The following is a 16,963-nucleotide window of genomic DNA, read 5'->3' as shown; positions in this document are numbered from 1 at the left end:
CATCACAACACGCGAATCTAGCCTACTTCGCCAGCATCGCGGCGAGTGACGTGCGATCGGGCAACTCATCGGGTTCCAACGTATAGCCCGACCGCACGTAGTGGAACGCGGCGCGCACGGAGTCCACGGGCACACCCTTCAGTTGGGCCCACGCGATCCGGTAGGCGGCCAGCTGGACGAACAACGGACCGCGGCGGGCCGGCTCCGGTACCGAACCGGTCTTCCAGTCGACGACGATCCAGCTCCCGTCGGTTTCGGCGAAGACCGCGTCGATCCGGCCGCGGATCACCGTCGGACCGATCACGGTCTCGAACGGCACCTCGACCTCGGTCGGGCTGCGCTGCGCCCACCGAGACGCCAGGAAGGCATCCCGCAGCGCGTCGAGGTCGGCGTCGGGGGCGGCCGTAGCGTCGGCCGCCCCGGGCAGTTCGTCGACGTCGAGCAGGCGCGTGGCCCCGAACCAGCGCTCCACCCACGCGTGGAAGGCGGTGCCGCGGCGCGCGGTGGGATTCGGTTGATACGGCACCGGACGGCGGAGCCGCCGGGCGAAGGCCGCTTCGTCGCTGTCGAGTTCGACGAGTTGGCTCACCGACAGATGTGTCGGCAGCGCGACGTCGACCTCGGCCCGGTTGGTGCGGTCGTGCTCGTCGAGCAGCGCGTCGACCTCGGCGCGCCAGGCGACGATCTCGGCGTCCTCGTCGTGCCGGGCCTCGGCGTCGGCGGTTCCGGGGGCCGCGAAAAGCGCCGGCGTGTCACGCTCGCCGATCGCCTCGGCCACCATCCGGGCGGCCTCGGCGACCGCAGCCCGGCGTTCGCCCAGCAGATCCTGCGGCCAGGCCGCGCTGACCACCTGTTCGGCGAGCGGGTTGGCGGCGCCGTCCTCCGGCTCGGGTGCATCCTCGTCGATGGTCATCCCGGCCGAGTCGACGGTCGGGTCGGCGATGTCGGCAGTGACGATCGAGCGAAGTTCGTCGAAGAACTCCGAGCCGCCGCGCGGTTTGTCGCCGGTTTCCGACCAGTGGTGCGCGGATACCAGCAATGTCTGCTTGGCGCGGGTCAGCGCGACGTAGAGCAGACGACGATCCTCGTCGAGTCGTCGTCGGGTGATCGCCTCCTTGTGCTCGGTGAGCGCCTCTTCGAGTGCCTTGCGATCCGACACCGACCGCAGATCCAGCGGCGGGAAACCCTCGGCGTCGACGTCGTCGGCGAGGTCGCCGCGCAGCGAGGCCGGCAACTCCTTGGCGCTGCCCAGCCACGTCGTGTCGGCTCGACCTCCCGGGAAGATGCCGCGGCAGACGTGCGGCAGAACCACGACATCCCATTCGAGGCCCTTCGCGGCGTGCACGGTGAGGATCTGTACGCGCTGCTCGGCGACCTCGATACGCCCGGGCTCGAGGCCCTTCTCGATGGTCTCGGCGGTGTCCAGGAACGCCAGCAGGCCGGGCAGATTCGCACCGGAGCGGTCGGCGTAGGCGGTCACATGGTCGGCGAAGGCGTCGAGATGTTCACGCCCGGTGATCGCACCGCGCATCCGGCGGGCCCGGATCTGCGCCTCGACCGCGACCCCGATCGTGTGCTCGACGTCGGCGACGAGTTCGGGCAGCGGCTGCCCGATCCGCCGGCGCAGCGACTCCAGTTGGGCGCCGAGGGCACGGATCCGGGCGTACCCCTCACGGCTGTAGCGGCCGGCCTCACCGGGGTCGACGATCGCGTCGGCGATCCCGGCGCGGTCGACGATCTCGGTGGGCAGCACCGAATCGAGCGCGGCGTCGAGTTCTTCGCGCGAAGTGACTACTCCGCTGGACGCGGTGTACTCCACGGCGGCGAGTTCGGTGGCGCGCCGCCACAACGCGGCGATGTCCCCGGCCCCCAGCTGCCACCGCGCGCCGGTCAACAGTCGCATCGCCGCGGTACCGGCCATCGGGTCGGCGATCACCCGCAGCATCGCGACGATGTCCTCGATCTCGGGAACATGCAGGAGCCCACCGATGCCCACGACCTCCGCCGGGATTCCGCGGCTCTCCAGTTCGGCGGCCAAGGGCGCGGAATCCTCGTTGCGCCGCACCAGGATCGCCGTGGTGGGTGGCGCTTCGCCCGCGGTCTCCGCCGCCCGGTAATAGCGCTCGACGTGGTCGGCGACCCAACGTCGTTCGTCGACGACCGTCTCGGTCATGGCCAGGTTCACGGTGCCCAAAGGTGCGTCCGGCCGGGGCCGCAGCACGCTGACCGGGATGCCGCGGCGGCGCAGTTCCTCCGACGTCTCGTTCGCCAGCCGCAACGAGTGCACGGCGTTGCGCCAGCTGGTGAGCAGTTCGAGACGGGACGCCGGCTTACCGTCGGGTCCTCGGAAGTCGTCGGTGAAGCGGGGCAGGTTCGCTGCCGACGCGCCACGCCACCCGTAGATGGACTGGATGGGATCGCCGACCGCGGTCACCGCGACCGATGTCGTCGCAGTGCCCCGGGGCAGGCGGGGTGCCACTCCGAACAGCGTCGCCAGCAGGACACGCTGCGAGTGCCCGGTGTCCTGATACTCGTCGAGCAACACCGCACAGAACGATTCACGTTCGGCGGCAACAACTTCCGGGTTTCCCGTGACCAGACGTGCGGCCAGTGACATCTGGCTGCCGAAGTCGAGTGCGGTGGCCGCGCGCATCGTCTCACCCAGCGCCTCGACCATCGGGATCAATTCGCGCCGCTCCGCGATCACGTCACGGACACGCAGCAGCGCCTGCGTCGGGGTGTCGCGCTGCCGCGGACCCTTCGGCAGGGTCTCGATCATCGCGACGAGGTCCTCACCGGCGCGGCGCAGGTCGTCGATGTCGACAAGGTGTTCGGAGATCTCACCGTAGAGCTTCAGGACTGCCTCGGTGACGCTGGAGGGCACCTTCGTGGTGTGCAGCTCCCCCGTCCAGTTCGACACCACCGAGAACGCCATCTGCCACAGCTCGGTCTCCGACAACAACGTCGAGCGCGGTTCCACCGGCAGCAGCAGGCCGTAGTCCGAGATCAGCCGCCCCGCGTAGGCGTGGTAGGTGCCGACCTCCGGGTCACCCCCGCGCAGCCGGGCCGCGATCACGCCGTCGGGGTCCCAGTGCCGCAGCGCCGGTGACCCCGACAGCGTGGAGAGGCGACGCCGAATCCGTGCTCCGAGTTCGCTGGCCGCCTTGCGGGTGAAGGTGAGCCCGAGGATCTCGTCGGGGGCGACGAGCCCATTGGCCACCAGCCACACCACCCGCGACGCCATGGTCTCGGTCTTGCCGGCCCCCGCGCCGGCGACGACGAGAACCGGTTCCATGGGCGCCTCGATCACCGCGACCTGTTCGGGGGTGGGGGTGGGCAGACCCAGCGCGGCGGCGAGCACCACCGCCGACACGGTCGGGCCGCGGCGGGTGCCGGTACGGTCAGTCATCGATGACGCTCTTCCCCCGCAGCTGTGCCGGACAGCTCGTCGACAGCGCGCAGTGCCCGCACCCGGGATTGCGGGTCGCGGCGTAGCCAGGTCCGATACTGGCGCGAGCGGCGTTGCGCACCACGGCGATCCACTCGCCGACGAGTTCCGGTGTCAACCCGTCCTGAACCCGTTCGGCGGCGCCGGTGTTCTTGTTGGCTGCCGACACGTAGACCAGTCGTCCGCCGCCGGGTTCGGTCTCGCCGAGCCCTTCCACGCCGCCGAGCGCGAGGGCCAGCTGATAGGTGGCGAGTTGGGCGTGGTCCTGTGCGTCGGCCTTGGATATCGCGGTCTTCGCGGTCTTCACGTCAATGACCACCGGGCGCCCCCGGTGGTCGGTTTCGAGACGGTCGATACGCCCGCGCAGCCGGACCGGGATGTCCCCGTCTGCACCGTCGGTCGCGTCGCCCGGCACGGTCGCGTCGATCTCGGCCTCTACCCCCACCTCGGCCAGTTCGTCACGCGAGATGCGCAGCCAATCGCGGAAATTTGTGAGCATCGCCTCGGCCCGTTCGAGTTCGCGCACCGAATACCACGCGGCACCCGTGTCGACGCGGTCCCAGATACCGCGCAGCGCGGCGGTGACCTCCGCGGGCTCGATGCGTCCCGCGACCGCCTGGACGAGAGTGTGCACGAGGCTGCCGGTGAGCGCGGGGGTGCCGTCACCGTCGCGTCCTCCGTGCCGCTCGAGCATCCAGCGCAGCGAGCACCGGGTCAACGATTCGACGTTGGACGGCGACAGCATCACCGGACCGCGATCGGGTGTCCACAGCGCGGTGTCCGTACTCGGGCCACCCAGCCCGTACCAGTCCTTGGGCGATGCCCCCGGGATATCCGAATCGGCCAGTCGAGCAAGGAGTTCGGCGGCCGCACGGGCACGCGGCGACGGTTGGTCGCCACCCTCGCGGGCCCGGTGCTCGGCGTCGGCGACGACGACCGAGCGCAGCGTCGCGATGAGCGACGGCAGCGAGAGCACCCGGTCCACTCCCGGGTCCAACGGGATCTCGCCGATCGGGTGTGGCGCGTCGTCGTCGAGGAGCCGTCGCCCGGCGAGGGCGTCGGCGATCTCGGCGACGAAGCGGGACGGCGACGCGTCACCACTGCCGTCCTCCACCGCGGTGACGAGCAGCCGGCGCCGCGCGCGGGTGCACGCGACCAGCAGCAGGCGCCGTTCGTCGGCGAGCGCCGCCCTCGACCTCGTCACGGTGTCGAGGGCATCCGGATCGACGCCGTCGAGCAGGTCGACGAGTTGCCCGGTCGCGAGCACACTGCCCCGGCTGCGAAGGGACGGCCACAGCCCGTCCAGCACACCGGCCACCGCCACGACATCCCATTCGCGTCCCGCCGCCGCATGCGCGGACAGTACCGTCACCGCATCGGCGGCGGCCGTGGGCAGCCGGCTGTCCCGCGGGATCTGCAGCGCCGACAGGTAGCGCACGAACCCCGCGGGGCCCGCGGCGGGCAGGGTGTCGGCGAAGTTCGCCGCCGCCTCGAACATCGCCAGCACCGCGTCGAGGTCACGGTCGGCCTGCTCCCCCGCCGGTCCGCCCCGGAGGGCGCTCGACGCCCAGCGCCGCTCCAGCCCGCTGGCCTGCCATGCCGCCCACAGGGTCTCCTCCACCCCGCGCCGCGCGCGGTGGGTGCGGTGCGCGGCGTCGACGACGTCGAGGACCCGCACCAGCGGGCGCGCCTCGGTCTCGCTGAGCCCGGCCAGATACCGGGCGGCCTCGTCGCGGTCGAGGACGGCGCGCCGCAGGGAGACGAGCGAATCGGTGGCGGCGCCGCCGGTGCCGCTGCGTTCATCGAATCGCCGGACACCGCGCCGCAACCGTCGCATCGCACCCGGATCGGCACCACCGACGGGCCCGGAGAGGAGGCCGACGGCGTCGTCGACACCGAAGGTCTCGTTCACGTCGTCGGACGGGCCGTGCGCCATCAGGTCGCGGGCCGCGACCGCCCGCAGCACCCCCATCAGCGCCCCGACGGCACGCTGGCGATGCAGCGGGAGATCGCTGGTGGGTGTCATGACCGGCACCCCCGCCGACCGGAACGCCCGCCGCAACGCCGGCAGCGCGAACGGGACCGAGCGCACGATCACCGCCATCCGTGACCACGGGATCCCGGCGAAGAGATGCGCACGACGCAGCAGATCGGCGACGGCCGTCGCCTCCTTCGCCGCGGAACTGAACACGCGCACCTCGACACCCTCGCCGGTGTCCTGGACTTCTTGTCCGGCAGCCGAATCCGCGTCCATCGACTCCGGGTAGGGATGCGGGCGCGCGCCGGGGAGCCGGGACGCGAGTGCGGCACCGACCGCCGCGATCGCCGGATGATTGCGGAAGCTGCGGTCCAGGACGATGTCGCGCGCCGATCCCGGCTCGGCGAGTTCGTCGGCGAATCGCGGACTGGCGCCGCGGAACCCGAAGACCGACTGATCGGTGTCGGCGGCGATCACGGTCGAGGAGGTACCGGTGCCGATCAGGGTGACCAGCTCGGCGGCCTGCGGGTCGAGGTGCTGCGCGTCGTCGACGAGCAGATGCCGGATGCGGCGCCGCTGACCCGCCAACAGGTCCGGGTCGGTCGCGAAGGCCGACAATGCGGAGCCGACGAGTTCCGCGGCGTCCACCGCGGGGGCCGAGGCGCCGGGGGCGTCGGCGCCGACCGCGCCGCGCAGCAGCATGTTCTGCTCGTACTGGGCGTAGGCCCGCCCGGCCGCGACCCACTCGGGATGACGATGATGGCGACCGAGCGCGGCCAGTTCCTCGGGCCCCACGCCGCGCTCGGCGGCCCGCATCATCAGGTCGCGCAACGCCTGGGCGAACCCGTCGGTGCCGAGCGCGGGCCGCAGCCGCTCGGGCCAGTACCCGGCGCCGTCCTCGATGTCGCCGGCGAGCAGTTCGCGCAGCACCACGTCCTGTTCGGACCCGGTGATCAGCCGAGGCGGCGGGTTGCCGTGCACCGACGCCTGCAACCGCAGGATCGCGAACGCATAGGAGTGCACCGTGCGGACCAGGGGTTCGCGCAGCGCATGACCGCCGTCGGCGGCATCGTCGGACGCCTGATCCGACAGCACCCGCCGGGTGATCTCCTCGCGCAGCGCCGCGGCGGCACGCCGGGACGCGGCGAGGACCAGCACCGACTCCGGGTCGACCCCAGGTCGACGCAGCCGCGAGACCGCCGCGTCGACGATGAGCGCCGTCTTGCCGGTGCCCGGGCCGCCGTGCACCCGGATCGGTGACCACGGCCGGCCGAGATCGACTCCGTCGTGTCCGTCGATCACCGCCTGTACATGCGGCGGCCACTCCCGGACTGCCGTGTCGGCGTCGACGCCGGCAGCGATCAGCCGGGTCCGCAGCGCATCGCCGGTGGAGATCTCGGTGCGTCGCGCCATGTCCCCATGGAATCATGGCCCGCCGACAGCGCCGTTCGGGCACCGCCCTGCCGAGCCCACCCGTCGAACCCGCCCCGCCGGACCACCCTGCCGATCCCACCCCGCCGAACCCACCCCGCCGAGCCCACCCTGCCGGACCACCCTGCGGCAGGATGGCAGCATGCACCTGCAGACCCATGTCTTCGGCCCCGCCGACGCGCCCAGCGTGCTGGCGATCCACGGCCTGACCGGGCACGGCCGGCGGTGGGAGTCGTTGGCGGCCGCGCACCTGGCCGACGTTCGGGTCGTCGCGCCCGATCTGATCGGCCACGGCCATTCGCCGCATCTCCCGCCATGGTCGTACGACCATCACGTGGACGCGCTGACCGCCGTCGTCGACGAACACATCCCCGCCCACGCCCGACCGTTCGTCGTCGTCGGCCACTCGTTCGGTGGTGCGGTGGCCGTCCGGCTCGCCGCCGCACTCGGTGCCGATGTCGTGCGCGGTCTGGTCCTACTCGATCCGGCGCAGGGTCTCGACCCGGCGTGGGCCCTGCAGGTGGCCACCGACAGCCTCACCCACTGGGATTACGCCGACGCCGACGCAGCGCGTGCGGCGAAACGCGCCGAGGGATGGGCCGATGTCCCGGATGCACTGTTGGACAAGGAGATCGCCGAGCATCTGATCGACCTCGACAACGGCCGGGTGGGCTGGCGGGTGGCCGCCGCCGCGGCGGCGACCGCGTGGAGCGAGATGGCCCGGCCGTTCGTGTTGCCACCGGCCGGCGTGCCGACGACCGTCGTCGTCGCCGAGAGGGTCGATCCTGCGTTCGTGTCGGAGGCGTTTCTGCGGGCCTGCGCCGCCGAGCGTGCCGAGAGCGTCGAGGTCGTGCGGGCCGATTGCGGCCACATGGTCGCCTACGACGATCCCGACCTCACCGCAGGCTTGATCCGCGCGATGATCGGACACCGCTGAGGTGGCGTCCGTCTCCGACGACGACGTGGAACGGGTCCGCGAGTTGGTCGCCGCGATCCCCGTCGGCCGGGTCACCACCTATGGGGACCTGGCCGCGGCGGCGGGGTTGTCGAGTCCACGGATCGTCGGGTGGATCATGCGGACCGACTCGGCGGATCTACCCTGGCACCGCGTCATCTCCGCGAGCGGGAGACCGGCCGCACATCTCGCCGACCGCCAACTGGAGCGCCTGCGCGCCGAAGGCGTCGCGGTCCACGCGGGCCGCGTGGCGCTCCGCGCCCACCGCTGGGCCCCCTAGCCCGAAAGTTCCTCCCCCGCAATCGTGTTCGCCCTCCAACTGCAGCTAGGGGACGAACCGACTTCCGGCGGAAAACCTGCCGGAGGCGTACAGGGGCGTCAGGCGGCGGTGCGGCGACGGTACGGGCTGACGGCCGCGCGCATCCGCGTGACGATGAGGTCGACGATGCGCCGGTCCACGCCGAGCGGGTCGGACACCGCGTCGGCTCCATAGGTGTGCAGTCGCTCGTGGAACAGGCCCGGTGCGAGCAGGTTGGCGGCGATCACGACCCGGCGACCGTGCCGGGAGGCGCGTTCGACGGCGTCGGGCACCGACGGGCTCGCGGTGGTGATGAAACCCACCTCGATCCGACCGCCGATGAGGGACTCGAGCTGCCGGGCCGCGAGATAGGTCTGGCCGCAGGCACTCTCGTCGGACGATCCGGCAGCGGCCAGCACCACTGCATCCCCCGGTTCCCACCCGGCCTCGATCAGGCGCAGGCGCAGCACCGCGGCGATCGCCGGGTCCGGCCCGAGGGCGCGGGTCACGATGGTGTCCGGGCGCCCCGCGGCGGCGACATGCTGGGGGATGTCCTGCCGCACGTGATAACCCGACGCGAGGAAGGCCGGGACGAGGACCGCGGGCCGGGGCGCGTCGGCGATGACCTCGGCCGGGTTCGGTCCGAGCACGTCGACGAAGGCGGTGCGCGTGGTGCCGACACGGTCGCTGACCGCCTCGGCGATCTGGGCGATCACGTTGACGCCATGGGGATTTCGGGTGCCGTGTGCGACCAGCACCGGACTGACGTCGCGTAGGCGGTCGCCGAAGGGCAACAGGTGCTCGACGGTCATTCGCCGTCCTCCTCCTCGTACTCCAGATCGACCGCGAGGCGGTAACCGCGCTTGACCACCGTCTGGATCATCTTCGGATCGCCGAGCGCCGCACGCAGTCGTGCCACCGCGACCTCGACGGCATGGGTGTCAGAACTGTCGCCCGGCAGCGCCGCGAGCAGATCCCGCCGCGAGACCACCGCTCCGGGGCTCTTGGCCAGGGCCTTGAGCATGATCAGACTGGTCGCCGACAGGTCCCGCAGTTCCCCGTCGACCACCACGGCCTGACCGTGGATAGCGGTGTCGTGGCCGTGAACCCGCAGATTGTGACCACGCCGCGGAAGTTCGTCGGTGATCAGCCGCGCCAGCGCACCGAGTCGGAACCGCTTCGGATAGATGGTGGGGATCTGCAACGCCTCCAGCGGGGCCGCGGTCACCGACCCGACGCACACCACCGCGACGGCGGTGCGCATCGCGTGCACGAACTGCGTCAGTTTGCCCAGGTCCTTGGCGCGGGTCAGGATCGACGCCGCGGCCGGGGCACTGGTGAAGGTGATCGCGTCGAGGTCGCCACGGATCACCCCGGTGATCATCCGGTCGATCCGGTCCACGTCGGGGTGCATGTTCCAGCGGTAGACCGGAACCGGCACCACCCGCGCGCCGGCGGCGCGCAGCACAGCACAGAAGTCCGGCAGTGGCTCCCACTCGGTCGTCGCGCCGTGCAGCTGCACCGCGATGCGCACCCCGTCGACGCCCTCCTCGAGCAGAAGGTCGAGCACCTCCGACGACGATTCGCTCTCCGGTGACCATTCCTCCCGCAACCCGGCCGCGCGGATGGCACCCTTGGCCTTCGGGCCACGGGCGATCAGCCGGCTCTTGCCGAGTGCACCGAGGAGGGGTTCGACGTTGCCCCACCCGTCGGCGGCCTCGACCCAGCCACGAAAACCGATACCGGTGGTGGCGACCATGATGTCGGGTGGGTCGGCGATGATCGCATCGGTGACGCGCTCGAGTTCGGTGTCGTCGACGAGCGGGAGGATCCGGATCGTCGGGGCCATCATCACCTCCGCACCGCGGCGGGTGAGCAGCGCGGCGAACTCGTCGGCGCGCCGGGCGGCGGTGATGCCGACAGTGAACCCCACCAGCGGCAGCGGGTCGGCCACGTCGGTGGATCCTGCGTGGGTCTTGTTGATTGTCATCCCTCCGGGAAGTAGATCTCGACGACGTCGTCGACGATCCTGACGGCATAACTGGGCACCTGAGTCGACTCGTCGTCGAGGCAGATACCCGTACGTAGCGAGAACACCTGTTTGCCCAGCGGGCTGGCCACCGTCGGCTCGCCGGACCGATCCCCGGTCACTCCGCGCGACAGCACAGCCGCGCGCGCGAACGGGTCGATGTTGCCGATGGCGTGCAGGCGGGTCCGGCCGGCGGCGGCTTCCCGGTCGGTCTCGTACGCCGGGATGCGGAACAGTGCGGCCTGTTCATAGTCGGGGCCCAGCACCGCGACACCGCGCCCGACCGTGAGGTCGGCCAGCGCGCAGGCGCGTACCCATGTCCCGGTGACCTGTTCGTCGGTGATGGTCATGTCGGTACTCCTTCGGTATCCCGCACGGTCGGCATGTCCAGCAGTACCGGCACCTTGCGCTCCGTCTCGGTGAATCTGATGGTCGGGTCGGCGACCTCCGGCGCGTTGACGAACGAGACGAACCGCTTGAGCTTGTCCTCGTCTTCGAGCACCGCGGCCCACTCGTCGCGGTAGCCGGCGACGTGTCGCTCCATGGCCGACTCGAGGTCGGCGGCCAGTCCCAGACCGTCTTCACAGACCACTGCCTTCAGATGATCGAGTCCCCCCTCCAACGACTCCAGCCACGGTGCCGTGCGCTGCAGACGATCGGCGGTGCGGATGTAGAACATCAGATACCGATCAATGTAGGCGACGAGCGTCGCGTCATCCACCCCGCTCGCCAGCAGCTGGGCGTGCTTCGGGCTCTGGCCACCGTTGCCCGCGACGTACAGGTTCCAGCCGTTCTCGGTGGCGATCACGCCCACGTCCTTGCCCCGCGCCTCGGCACACTCGCGGGCGCAGCCCGACACCCCGAACTTCAGTTTGTGCGGTGACCGCAGACCCCGGTAGCGCTTCTCCAGGAACACCGCCATGCCCACGGAGTCCTGCACGCCGTAGCGGCACCACGTGGACCCGACGCAGCTCTTCACGGTCCGCAGACTCTTGCCGTACGCGTGGCCCGATTCCATGCCGGCGTCGACGAGGCGCCGCCAGATCAGCGGGAGTTGGTCCACGCGGGCACCGAACAGGTCGATGCGCTGTCCCCCGGTGATCTTCGTGTAGAGACCGAAGTCGCGGGCGATCTCGCCGATGACGATGAGCTGTTCGGGGGTGACCTCCCCGCCGGGTATCCGGGGCACCACCGAGTAGGAGCCGTTCTTCTGCAGGTTGGCCAGGAAGTGGTCGTTGGTGTCCTGCAGCGACATCTGCTCACCGTCGAGGATGTGGTCGCTCGACGTCGACGCCAGGATCGACGCCACCGTCGGCTTGCAGATCTCACAGCCCTGTCCGGTGCCGTAGGCGTCGATGAGCGCGGAGAAGGTGCGGATGCCGGTGACCGCGACGATCTCGAACAGTTCCCGACGTGACTGTTCGAAGTGTTCGCACAGTGACTTGGACAGTTCCACCCCGGAGGCCTCGAGCAGTTGCTTGATACTCGGCACACAGCCACCGCACGTCGTGCCCGCGCAGGTCTCCTTCTTGATGTCGGCGATCTCGCACGCGCCCGCGGCGATCGCCGAGCAGATCGTGCCCTTGGAGACACCGTTGCAGGAACAGATCTCGGCGTCGTCGGGCAGCGCGTCGATGCCGACCGCCGGCCCACCGGCCGGGGCGATGAGTGCCGCCGGATCGCCGGGGATCTCCCGGCCGACCATCGGCTTGAGCATGGCGTAGGCCGATGCGTCGCCGACCAGGATGCCGCCGAGGAGGGTCTTGGCGTCGTCGGACACCACGACCTTGGCGTAGCGCCCGGCCACCGGATCGTGGTAGACGATCTCCAGCGCGTTATCCGTGGCGCCCATCGCATCGCCGAAACTCGCGACATCCACGCCGAGGAGCTTCAGCTTGGTGGACATGTCCGCACCGGGGAACGTCGAGTCGGCACCGAGCAGCTGATCGGCGACGACCTCGGCGGTGCTGTAACCAGGGGCGACCAGGCCATAGCAGCGGCCCTCCACGGCGGCCACCTCACCGATGGCGAAGATGGCCGGATCGTCGGTGCGGCAGACATCGTCCACCAGGACACCTCCGCGCTCACCGATCGCGAGGCCGGCGTCGCGGGCCAGTTGGTCGCGCGGTCGGACACCGGCCGAGAACACGACCAGGGCGGCATCGAGCTCCGTCTCGTCGGACAGGGTGACCCTCAGTCCGCCTGCCTCACCGTCGGCGATGTTCGCCGTGCCCACGCCGGTGTGCACCACGAGCCCGAGTTCGGTGACGAGGTTCTTCAGGACCGCGCCGCCGCCGTCGTCGACCTGCATCGGCATGAGCCGGGGTGCGAACTCCACCACGTGCGGGGTCATCCCCATCAGCTTCAGCGCGTTGGCCGCCTCGAGGCCGAGCAGGCCGCCGCCGACAACGATGCCGGGTGCGCCGGGACCGGCGGCCTCGGCGGTGGCCCGGATCTCGTCGAGGTCGTCGAGGGTGCGGTACACGAAGCACTTCTCGTGATCGTGGCCGGGCACCGGCGGCACGAAGGCGTACGACCCGGTCGCCAGAACCAGCGCGTCGTAGTCGATCTCGCGCCCGGCGCTGGTGGTGACCCGGCGCGCGGCACGGTCGATCCCGGTGACCGCCTCCCCGAGGTGGGTGATGACGCGCTCGTCTCCGGCATAGGTGTTGCCCTGCAGCGCCAGCAGATCACGCTGCCACGCACCGACATAGGACGACAGCCCCACGCGGTCGTAGGCGGGATCGGCTTCCTCGCACACCACCTCCACTCGCCAGGTGTCCGCGGTGTCGCGATCGCGAAGGGTCTGAACGAAACGGTGTCCGACCATGCCGTGGCCGACCACGACGACTGTTTTGGATTCGTTGGTCACTGGTAACTCCTCGAGGAACTCGCGGCTCACGACACCGGCGGCGTCGCGGACCGGTCGGTCAGGCCATGGCCTTGTCGGTGGTGCCGATCTCTCCGGTCAGGTGTCCCGAGACCGCGGCGGGGTCGGCCACGGCCAGATCGGTGGTCTCGCCGAGGACGATCGGACGGCGGGCGTAGAACCACCAGGTGATCACCCCGGCGACGACGTAGAAGACCATGAAGACCCAGAACGCGAAGGTGGCCGACTGATTCGACTTGTAGCTCGCCCGCAGCACGAGATTGATGCCGACACCACCGAGACCACCTGCGGCTCCGGCGATTCCGATCAAGGCGCCGGACATGCTGCGCGACCACTTGGTCTTACCCACCGCGTTGAGAGCGGTGAGGTGCGCGGACTTGTGCTCCCAGATCGTCGGGATGATCTTGTACACCGAGCCGTTCGCGATACCCGAGATCAGGAACAGCGCGATGAAGGCGATGACGAACGTGGTGAGAATGGGGCCGGTGATCACCTTGCCGTTGGTGTCGGCGATCGTGCCGGCGACGACGAGGACCGCGGCCGAGGCGGTCATCGCGACGAAGGAGTACAGGGTCACCCTGCCGCCGCCGATGCGGTCGGCCAGCTTGCCGCCGTAGGGCCGGGACAGCGAACCGAGCAGCGGACCGATCCAGGCGATCGACGCCGCGGCCAGCGCCGGCTTGGCGGCCCCCGCCGAGGTGAAGCTAATGTTGAGGACCTGGCTGAAGGCGAAACCGAAACCGATGAATGAACCGAAGGTGCCGACGTAGAGCAGGCAGATCAACCAGGTGTCGCGGTATTTGAGGCAGTCGATCATCGCACGGCCGCTGGAGGTCTGGTGGTCGAGGTTGTCCATGTAGATGGCCGCGCCGACACCGGCCACGGCCAGGGCCACCAGGTAGATCGAGCACACGATCTCGGGCTGATCCGAGGCGAGCCAGATGACGGCCAGACCGATCAACTGCACCACCGGCACGCCGATGTTGCCGCCGCCGGCGTTGAGCCCGAGCGCCCAGCCCTTGAGCCGCTGCGGGTAGAAGGCGTTGATGTTGGTCATCGACGAGGCGAAGTTGCCGCCACCGAAACCGGTCAGCGCCGCGACCGCGAGGAACCAGCCGAAGCCGAACTCACCCGGATTCATCATCAGCATCATGGTGAGGCCGGTGGGGATGAGCAGCACGATCGCACTGAAGATGGCCCAGTTGCGCCCGCCGAATCGGGCAGTGGCCTGGGTGTAGGGGATGCGCAGGCAGGAGCCGACCAGGGTGGCGGTGGCGCCGATGATGAACTTCTGGTCGAGGCTGATGCCGTACTCGGGCCCCATGAACAACGCCATCACCGAGAACAGCGACCAGATCGAGAAGCCGACGTGCTCGCAGATCACCGACCAGACCAGGTTGCGCTTCGCGATGGCGGCGTTGCCCGCCTCCCAGGCCTGCTCGTCCTCGGGATCCCATGCGGTGATCGTGTGATCGCGTTTGAGCGCGTCACGCACGGATGCGGGCAGTGCTGGCATGGGCCATCCAATCGGGTTGGTGAGCGTGGTTGCCCGACGGCGTCGTCGGTGTGATGGGAATCAAGGTAGGTAACCCTTGTTGCGCCCATTTTCCTTCGCGTGACCGAACGGTCACGTTGTGCTCACATCCGGGGAGGAAACCTGTGAGAAGGTGTCGGACCCGCTCCGACCTGCGCGGTCCTTAGTGGTCCACTTAGAGCATCAGGCGGACGAGGTCGACGACACGCTGCAATCCAGGGAGCGCACCGCCCGTCGCCCGCGGATGCAGGGCGTGCACGGCCAGTCTGAACATGGTGGCACGCAGCATCATCTGCGGCCACTCGGGTTGATCCGACCACCGGTCGACGAGCTCGTCGTCTGCCCCGCCCCACGCCAGGGAGTCCACGACCACGACGGCGGCCGCCCAGGGCGCCGGTCTCCAGTAGGGGACGATGTCGGTGATTCCGGGTGCCGCCGCCCCCGCGAACAGCACGGTGCCGAACAGGTCACCGTGGACGACCTGCGACGGGAGATCTACGATCTTCCGCAGTGTGGCAAGGGTTTTCAGCATCTCGACGCTGGCCACGCCATCAGGTGAGGTGGGCTCACCCATCCCCGCGGCCCGTGCGGTGCGCAGCGGTACGTCCTCCCAGGCGGCGCGGTCGGCGGCGGTGAACACGTCGACGTCGGTGTGCGGCGGGGCCGGTGACTGCAACAGGAATCGGGGACGCTCGAGTTCCGCCGTCGCCGCGTGGAGCCGGTCGGCGACGAGGACCACCTCGTCGTGGCGCGGTTCGGGCGTCCCGGCGATGTAGGTGTCGGCGCGCCACCCGGATACGACGTAGCGGCCGTCGGTCGCGCGGAACGGGCGGGCGATGCGCAGGCCCTCGACGTAGAGCGATTCGCGGACCTTCGCCGACCAGGCGGCGCGCGCATGGTCGGGCACCAGCGAGAGAACGACCTCGCCGACACGCCAGCCGCCGATCCAGGAATCCCCCATCGGAATCGGCGGGTGGGCGGTCAGCCCGAACGTGTTGAGCACATGTTCGGGCGGCTCGACGCTGTTCACGTCTGCAGAGATTACCGAGCCAACGGGGCAGAACCCGGCAACGACGCGGCCGTGAGCAGGGCAAAAAGGACCCGCCCGGGACCGATTGGGTCACGGGCGGGTGCGGACGGCAGATGATCAGTAGACCGGAAGACTCTTGTCCACCTGGCTGGCCCAGGCCGTGACACCGCCTTGCAGATGTGTCGCGTCGGCGAATCCGGCGCGCTTGAGCGCGGCGAGTGCCTCCGCGGAGCGGATACCGGTCTTGCAGTACAGCACCGTCGGGCGGTCCTGCGGCAGCTTCGCCAGCCCGGACCCGGACAGGATCTCGTCCTTGGGGATCAGCGTCGCACCGTCGATGTGCACGATGTCCCACTCGACGGGCTCACGGACGTCGACTAGCGCGATCTTCTCGCCGGCGTCGATGCGCTCCTTGAGCTCGGCGGCGGTCAGCGTCGACCCGGTCGCCGCGTCGGCCGCCTCGGCCGACACCACACCGCAGAACTCGTCGTAGTCGATGAGCTCGGAGATCCTCGCGCCCTCGGGGTCCTTGCGGATCCTGATCGTCCGGTAGTTCATGTCGAGGGCGTCGTAGACCATCAACCGGCCCAGCAGGGGTTCACCGATGCCGCAGATCAGTTTGATCGCCTCGGTGCCCATGATGGAGCCGATCGAGGCGCACAGGATACCGAGCACACCGCCCTCCGCGCACGAGGGCACCATCCCCGGAGGCGGTGCCTGGGGATAGAGGTCGCGGTAGTTGATGCCGCGGCCGTCGGGTGCGTCCTCCCAAAAGACCGACGCCTGACCCTCGAATCGATAGATCGAGCCCCACACGTAGGGCTTGTGGGCCAGCACCGCCGCATCGTTCACGAGATAGCGGGTGGCGAAGTTGTCGGTCCCGTCGAGGATCAGGTCGTAGGCCGAGAACAGTTCGATCGCACCCTCGGGTTCCAATCGCTGATCGTGGATGTTGACCGTGACAAACGGGTTGATCTCGAGGATCGAGTCGCGGGCACTCTCCGCCTTGAGCCGCCCGATGTCGGACTGGCCGTGGATGACCTGACGCTGCAGGTTCGACTCGTCGACGACGTCGAACTCGACGATGCCAATGGTGCCCACTCCGGCCGCGGCCAGGTACAGCAAGGTGGGCGAACCGAGTCCGCCGGCCCCGATGACCAGGACCTTCGCATTCTTCAACCGCCGCTGTCCGTCCATCCCGACATCCGGGATGATCAGATGCCGGCTATAGCGGGCGACCTCTTCGTTGGACAGTTCCGCTGCGGGCTCGACCAGCGGGGGCAAGGACGACACGGGCGCCTCCATCACACGACTCTTTGTTGGCGATAGTTATCAACCGAAACGATCGCCTCAGCATTCCACGCGGCCGG

At 69.8% G+C, this 16,963-nt stretch carries 11 protein-coding genes; 2 read left to right on the top strand and 9 right to left on the bottom strand.

Annotated features, from left to right (window positions below):
- Positions 1–22 precede the first annotated feature (22 nt).
- Together GORHZ_RS02555 and GORHZ_RS02550 are read right to left on the bottom strand one after the other, a co-directional pair.
- The gene (locus GORHZ_RS02555; protein WP_006330115.1) at positions 23–3,409 is read right to left on the bottom strand and encodes an ATP-dependent helicase; all 3,387 of its coding nucleotides are present in this window, start codon (positions 3,407–3,409) and stop codon (positions 23–25) included.
- The gene (locus GORHZ_RS02550; protein WP_006330112.1) at positions 3,402–6,839 is read right to left on the bottom strand and encodes an ATP-dependent helicase; all 3,438 of its coding nucleotides are present in this window, start codon (positions 6,837–6,839) and stop codon (positions 3,402–3,404) included. Before GORHZ_RS02550 ends, GORHZ_RS02555 begins: the two co-directional genes overlap by 8 nt.
- A gap of 160 nt (positions 6,840–6,999) precedes the next feature.
- Between GORHZ_RS02550 and GORHZ_RS02545 the strand changes: the two genes are divergently transcribed.
- Complete coding sequence (locus GORHZ_RS02545; RefSeq protein ID WP_006330111.1) at positions 7,000–7,794, top strand: alpha/beta fold hydrolase; 795 nt, start codon at positions 7,000–7,002, stop codon at positions 7,792–7,794.
- 1 nt (position 7,795) lies between these two features.
- Entirely contained in the window at positions 7,796–8,092 is a 297-nt protein-coding gene (locus tag GORHZ_RS02540; RefSeq protein ID WP_006330110.1) for an MGMT family protein, read from the top strand.
- A gap of 98 nt (positions 8,093–8,190) precedes the next feature.
- Here the strand turns inward: GORHZ_RS02540 and GORHZ_RS02535 are convergent, their stop codons facing one another.
- The 7 genes from GORHZ_RS02535 to moeZ all read right to left on the bottom strand — a co-directional run bounded on the left by GORHZ_RS02535 (position 8,191) and on the right by moeZ (position 16,898).
- Positions 8,191–8,922, bottom strand: a complete 732-nt coding sequence (locus tag GORHZ_RS02535) for a sirohydrochlorin chelatase (protein WP_006330109.1) — start codon at positions 8,920–8,922, stop codon at positions 8,191–8,193.
- A complete protein-coding gene (locus tag GORHZ_RS02530) occupies positions 8,919–10,100 on the bottom strand; it encodes a uroporphyrinogen-III synthase (RefSeq protein ID WP_006330108.1) in 1,182 nt (393 codons plus the stop codon). The genes GORHZ_RS02535 and GORHZ_RS02530 overlap by 4 nt, the downstream gene beginning before the upstream one ends.
- On the bottom strand, positions 10,097–10,489 hold the full coding sequence (nirD, locus tag GORHZ_RS02525; protein ID WP_006330107.1) for a nitrite reductase small subunit NirD: 393 nt from the start codon (positions 10,487–10,489) through the stop codon (positions 10,097–10,099). Before nirD ends, GORHZ_RS02530 begins: the two co-directional genes overlap by 4 nt.
- Positions 10,486–13,011 carry a nitrite reductase large subunit NirB gene (nirB, locus tag GORHZ_RS02520; protein ID WP_006330106.1) on the bottom strand — a complete coding sequence of 842 codons (2,526 nt, stop codon included), beginning with the start codon at positions 13,009–13,011 and terminating at the stop codon, positions 10,486–10,488. The genes nirD and nirB overlap by 4 nt, the downstream gene beginning before the upstream one ends.
- A 58-nt stretch (positions 13,012–13,069) precedes the next feature.
- Complete coding sequence (locus GORHZ_RS02515; RefSeq protein WP_006330105.1) at positions 13,070–14,545, bottom strand: nitrate/nitrite transporter; 1,476 nt, start codon at positions 14,543–14,545, stop codon at positions 13,070–13,072.
- Positions 14,546–14,738: 193 nt separating this feature from the next.
- Positions 14,739–15,593: a TIGR02569 family protein gene (locus GORHZ_RS02510; RefSeq protein ID WP_006330100.1), complete on the bottom strand. Its 855-nt coding sequence runs from the start codon at positions 15,591–15,593 to the stop codon at positions 14,739–14,741.
- A 117-nt stretch (positions 15,594–15,710) separates the two neighbouring features.
- Positions 15,711–16,898, bottom strand: coding sequence for an adenylyltransferase/sulfurtransferase MoeZ (gene moeZ / locus GORHZ_RS02505; protein ID WP_006330099.1), 1,188 nt, complete (start codon positions 16,896–16,898; stop codon positions 15,711–15,713).
- Positions 16,899–16,963: the final 65 nt, after the last annotated feature.

It is taken from the genome of Gordonia rhizosphera NBRC 16068, from assembly GCF_000298195.1.
Classification (GTDB): domain Bacteria; phylum Actinomycetota; class Actinomycetes; order Mycobacteriales; family Mycobacteriaceae; genus Gordonia; species Gordonia rhizosphera.
Note: the sequence above shows the minus strand (reverse complement) of the source record. Positions and strands in the feature narration are given on the sequence as shown.

Excerpts from the sequence above, each read along its gene's own strand:
- nirD (WP_006330107.1), bottom strand. The coding sequence starts at position 10,489 with ATGACCATCACCGACGAACAGGTCACCGGGACATGGGTACGCGCCTGC.
- GORHZ_RS02545 (WP_006330111.1), top strand. The coding sequence starts at position 7,000 with ATGCACCTGCAGACCCATGTCTTCGGCCCCGCCGACGCGCCCAGCGTG.
- GORHZ_RS02530 (WP_006330108.1), bottom strand. The coding sequence starts at position 10,100 with ATGACAATCAACAAGACCCACGCAGGATCCACCGACGTGGCCGACCCG.
- GORHZ_RS02550 (WP_006330112.1), bottom strand. The coding sequence starts at position 6,839 with ATGGCGCGACGCACCGAGATCTCCACCGGCGATGCGCTGCGGACCCGG.
- GORHZ_RS02555 (WP_006330115.1), bottom strand. The coding sequence starts at position 3,409 with ATGACTGACCGTACCGGCACCCGCCGCGGCCCGACCGTGTCGGCGGTG.
- moeZ (WP_006330099.1), bottom strand. The coding sequence starts at position 16,898 with ATGGAGGCGCCCGTGTCGTCCTTGCCCCCGCTGGTCGAGCCCGCAGCG.
- GORHZ_RS02515 (WP_006330105.1), bottom strand. The coding sequence starts at position 14,545 with ATGCCAGCACTGCCCGCATCCGTGCGTGACGCGCTCAAACGCGATCAC.
- GORHZ_RS02535 (WP_006330109.1), bottom strand. The coding sequence starts at position 8,922 with ATGACCGTCGAGCACCTGTTGCCCTTCGGCGACCGCCTACGCGACGTC.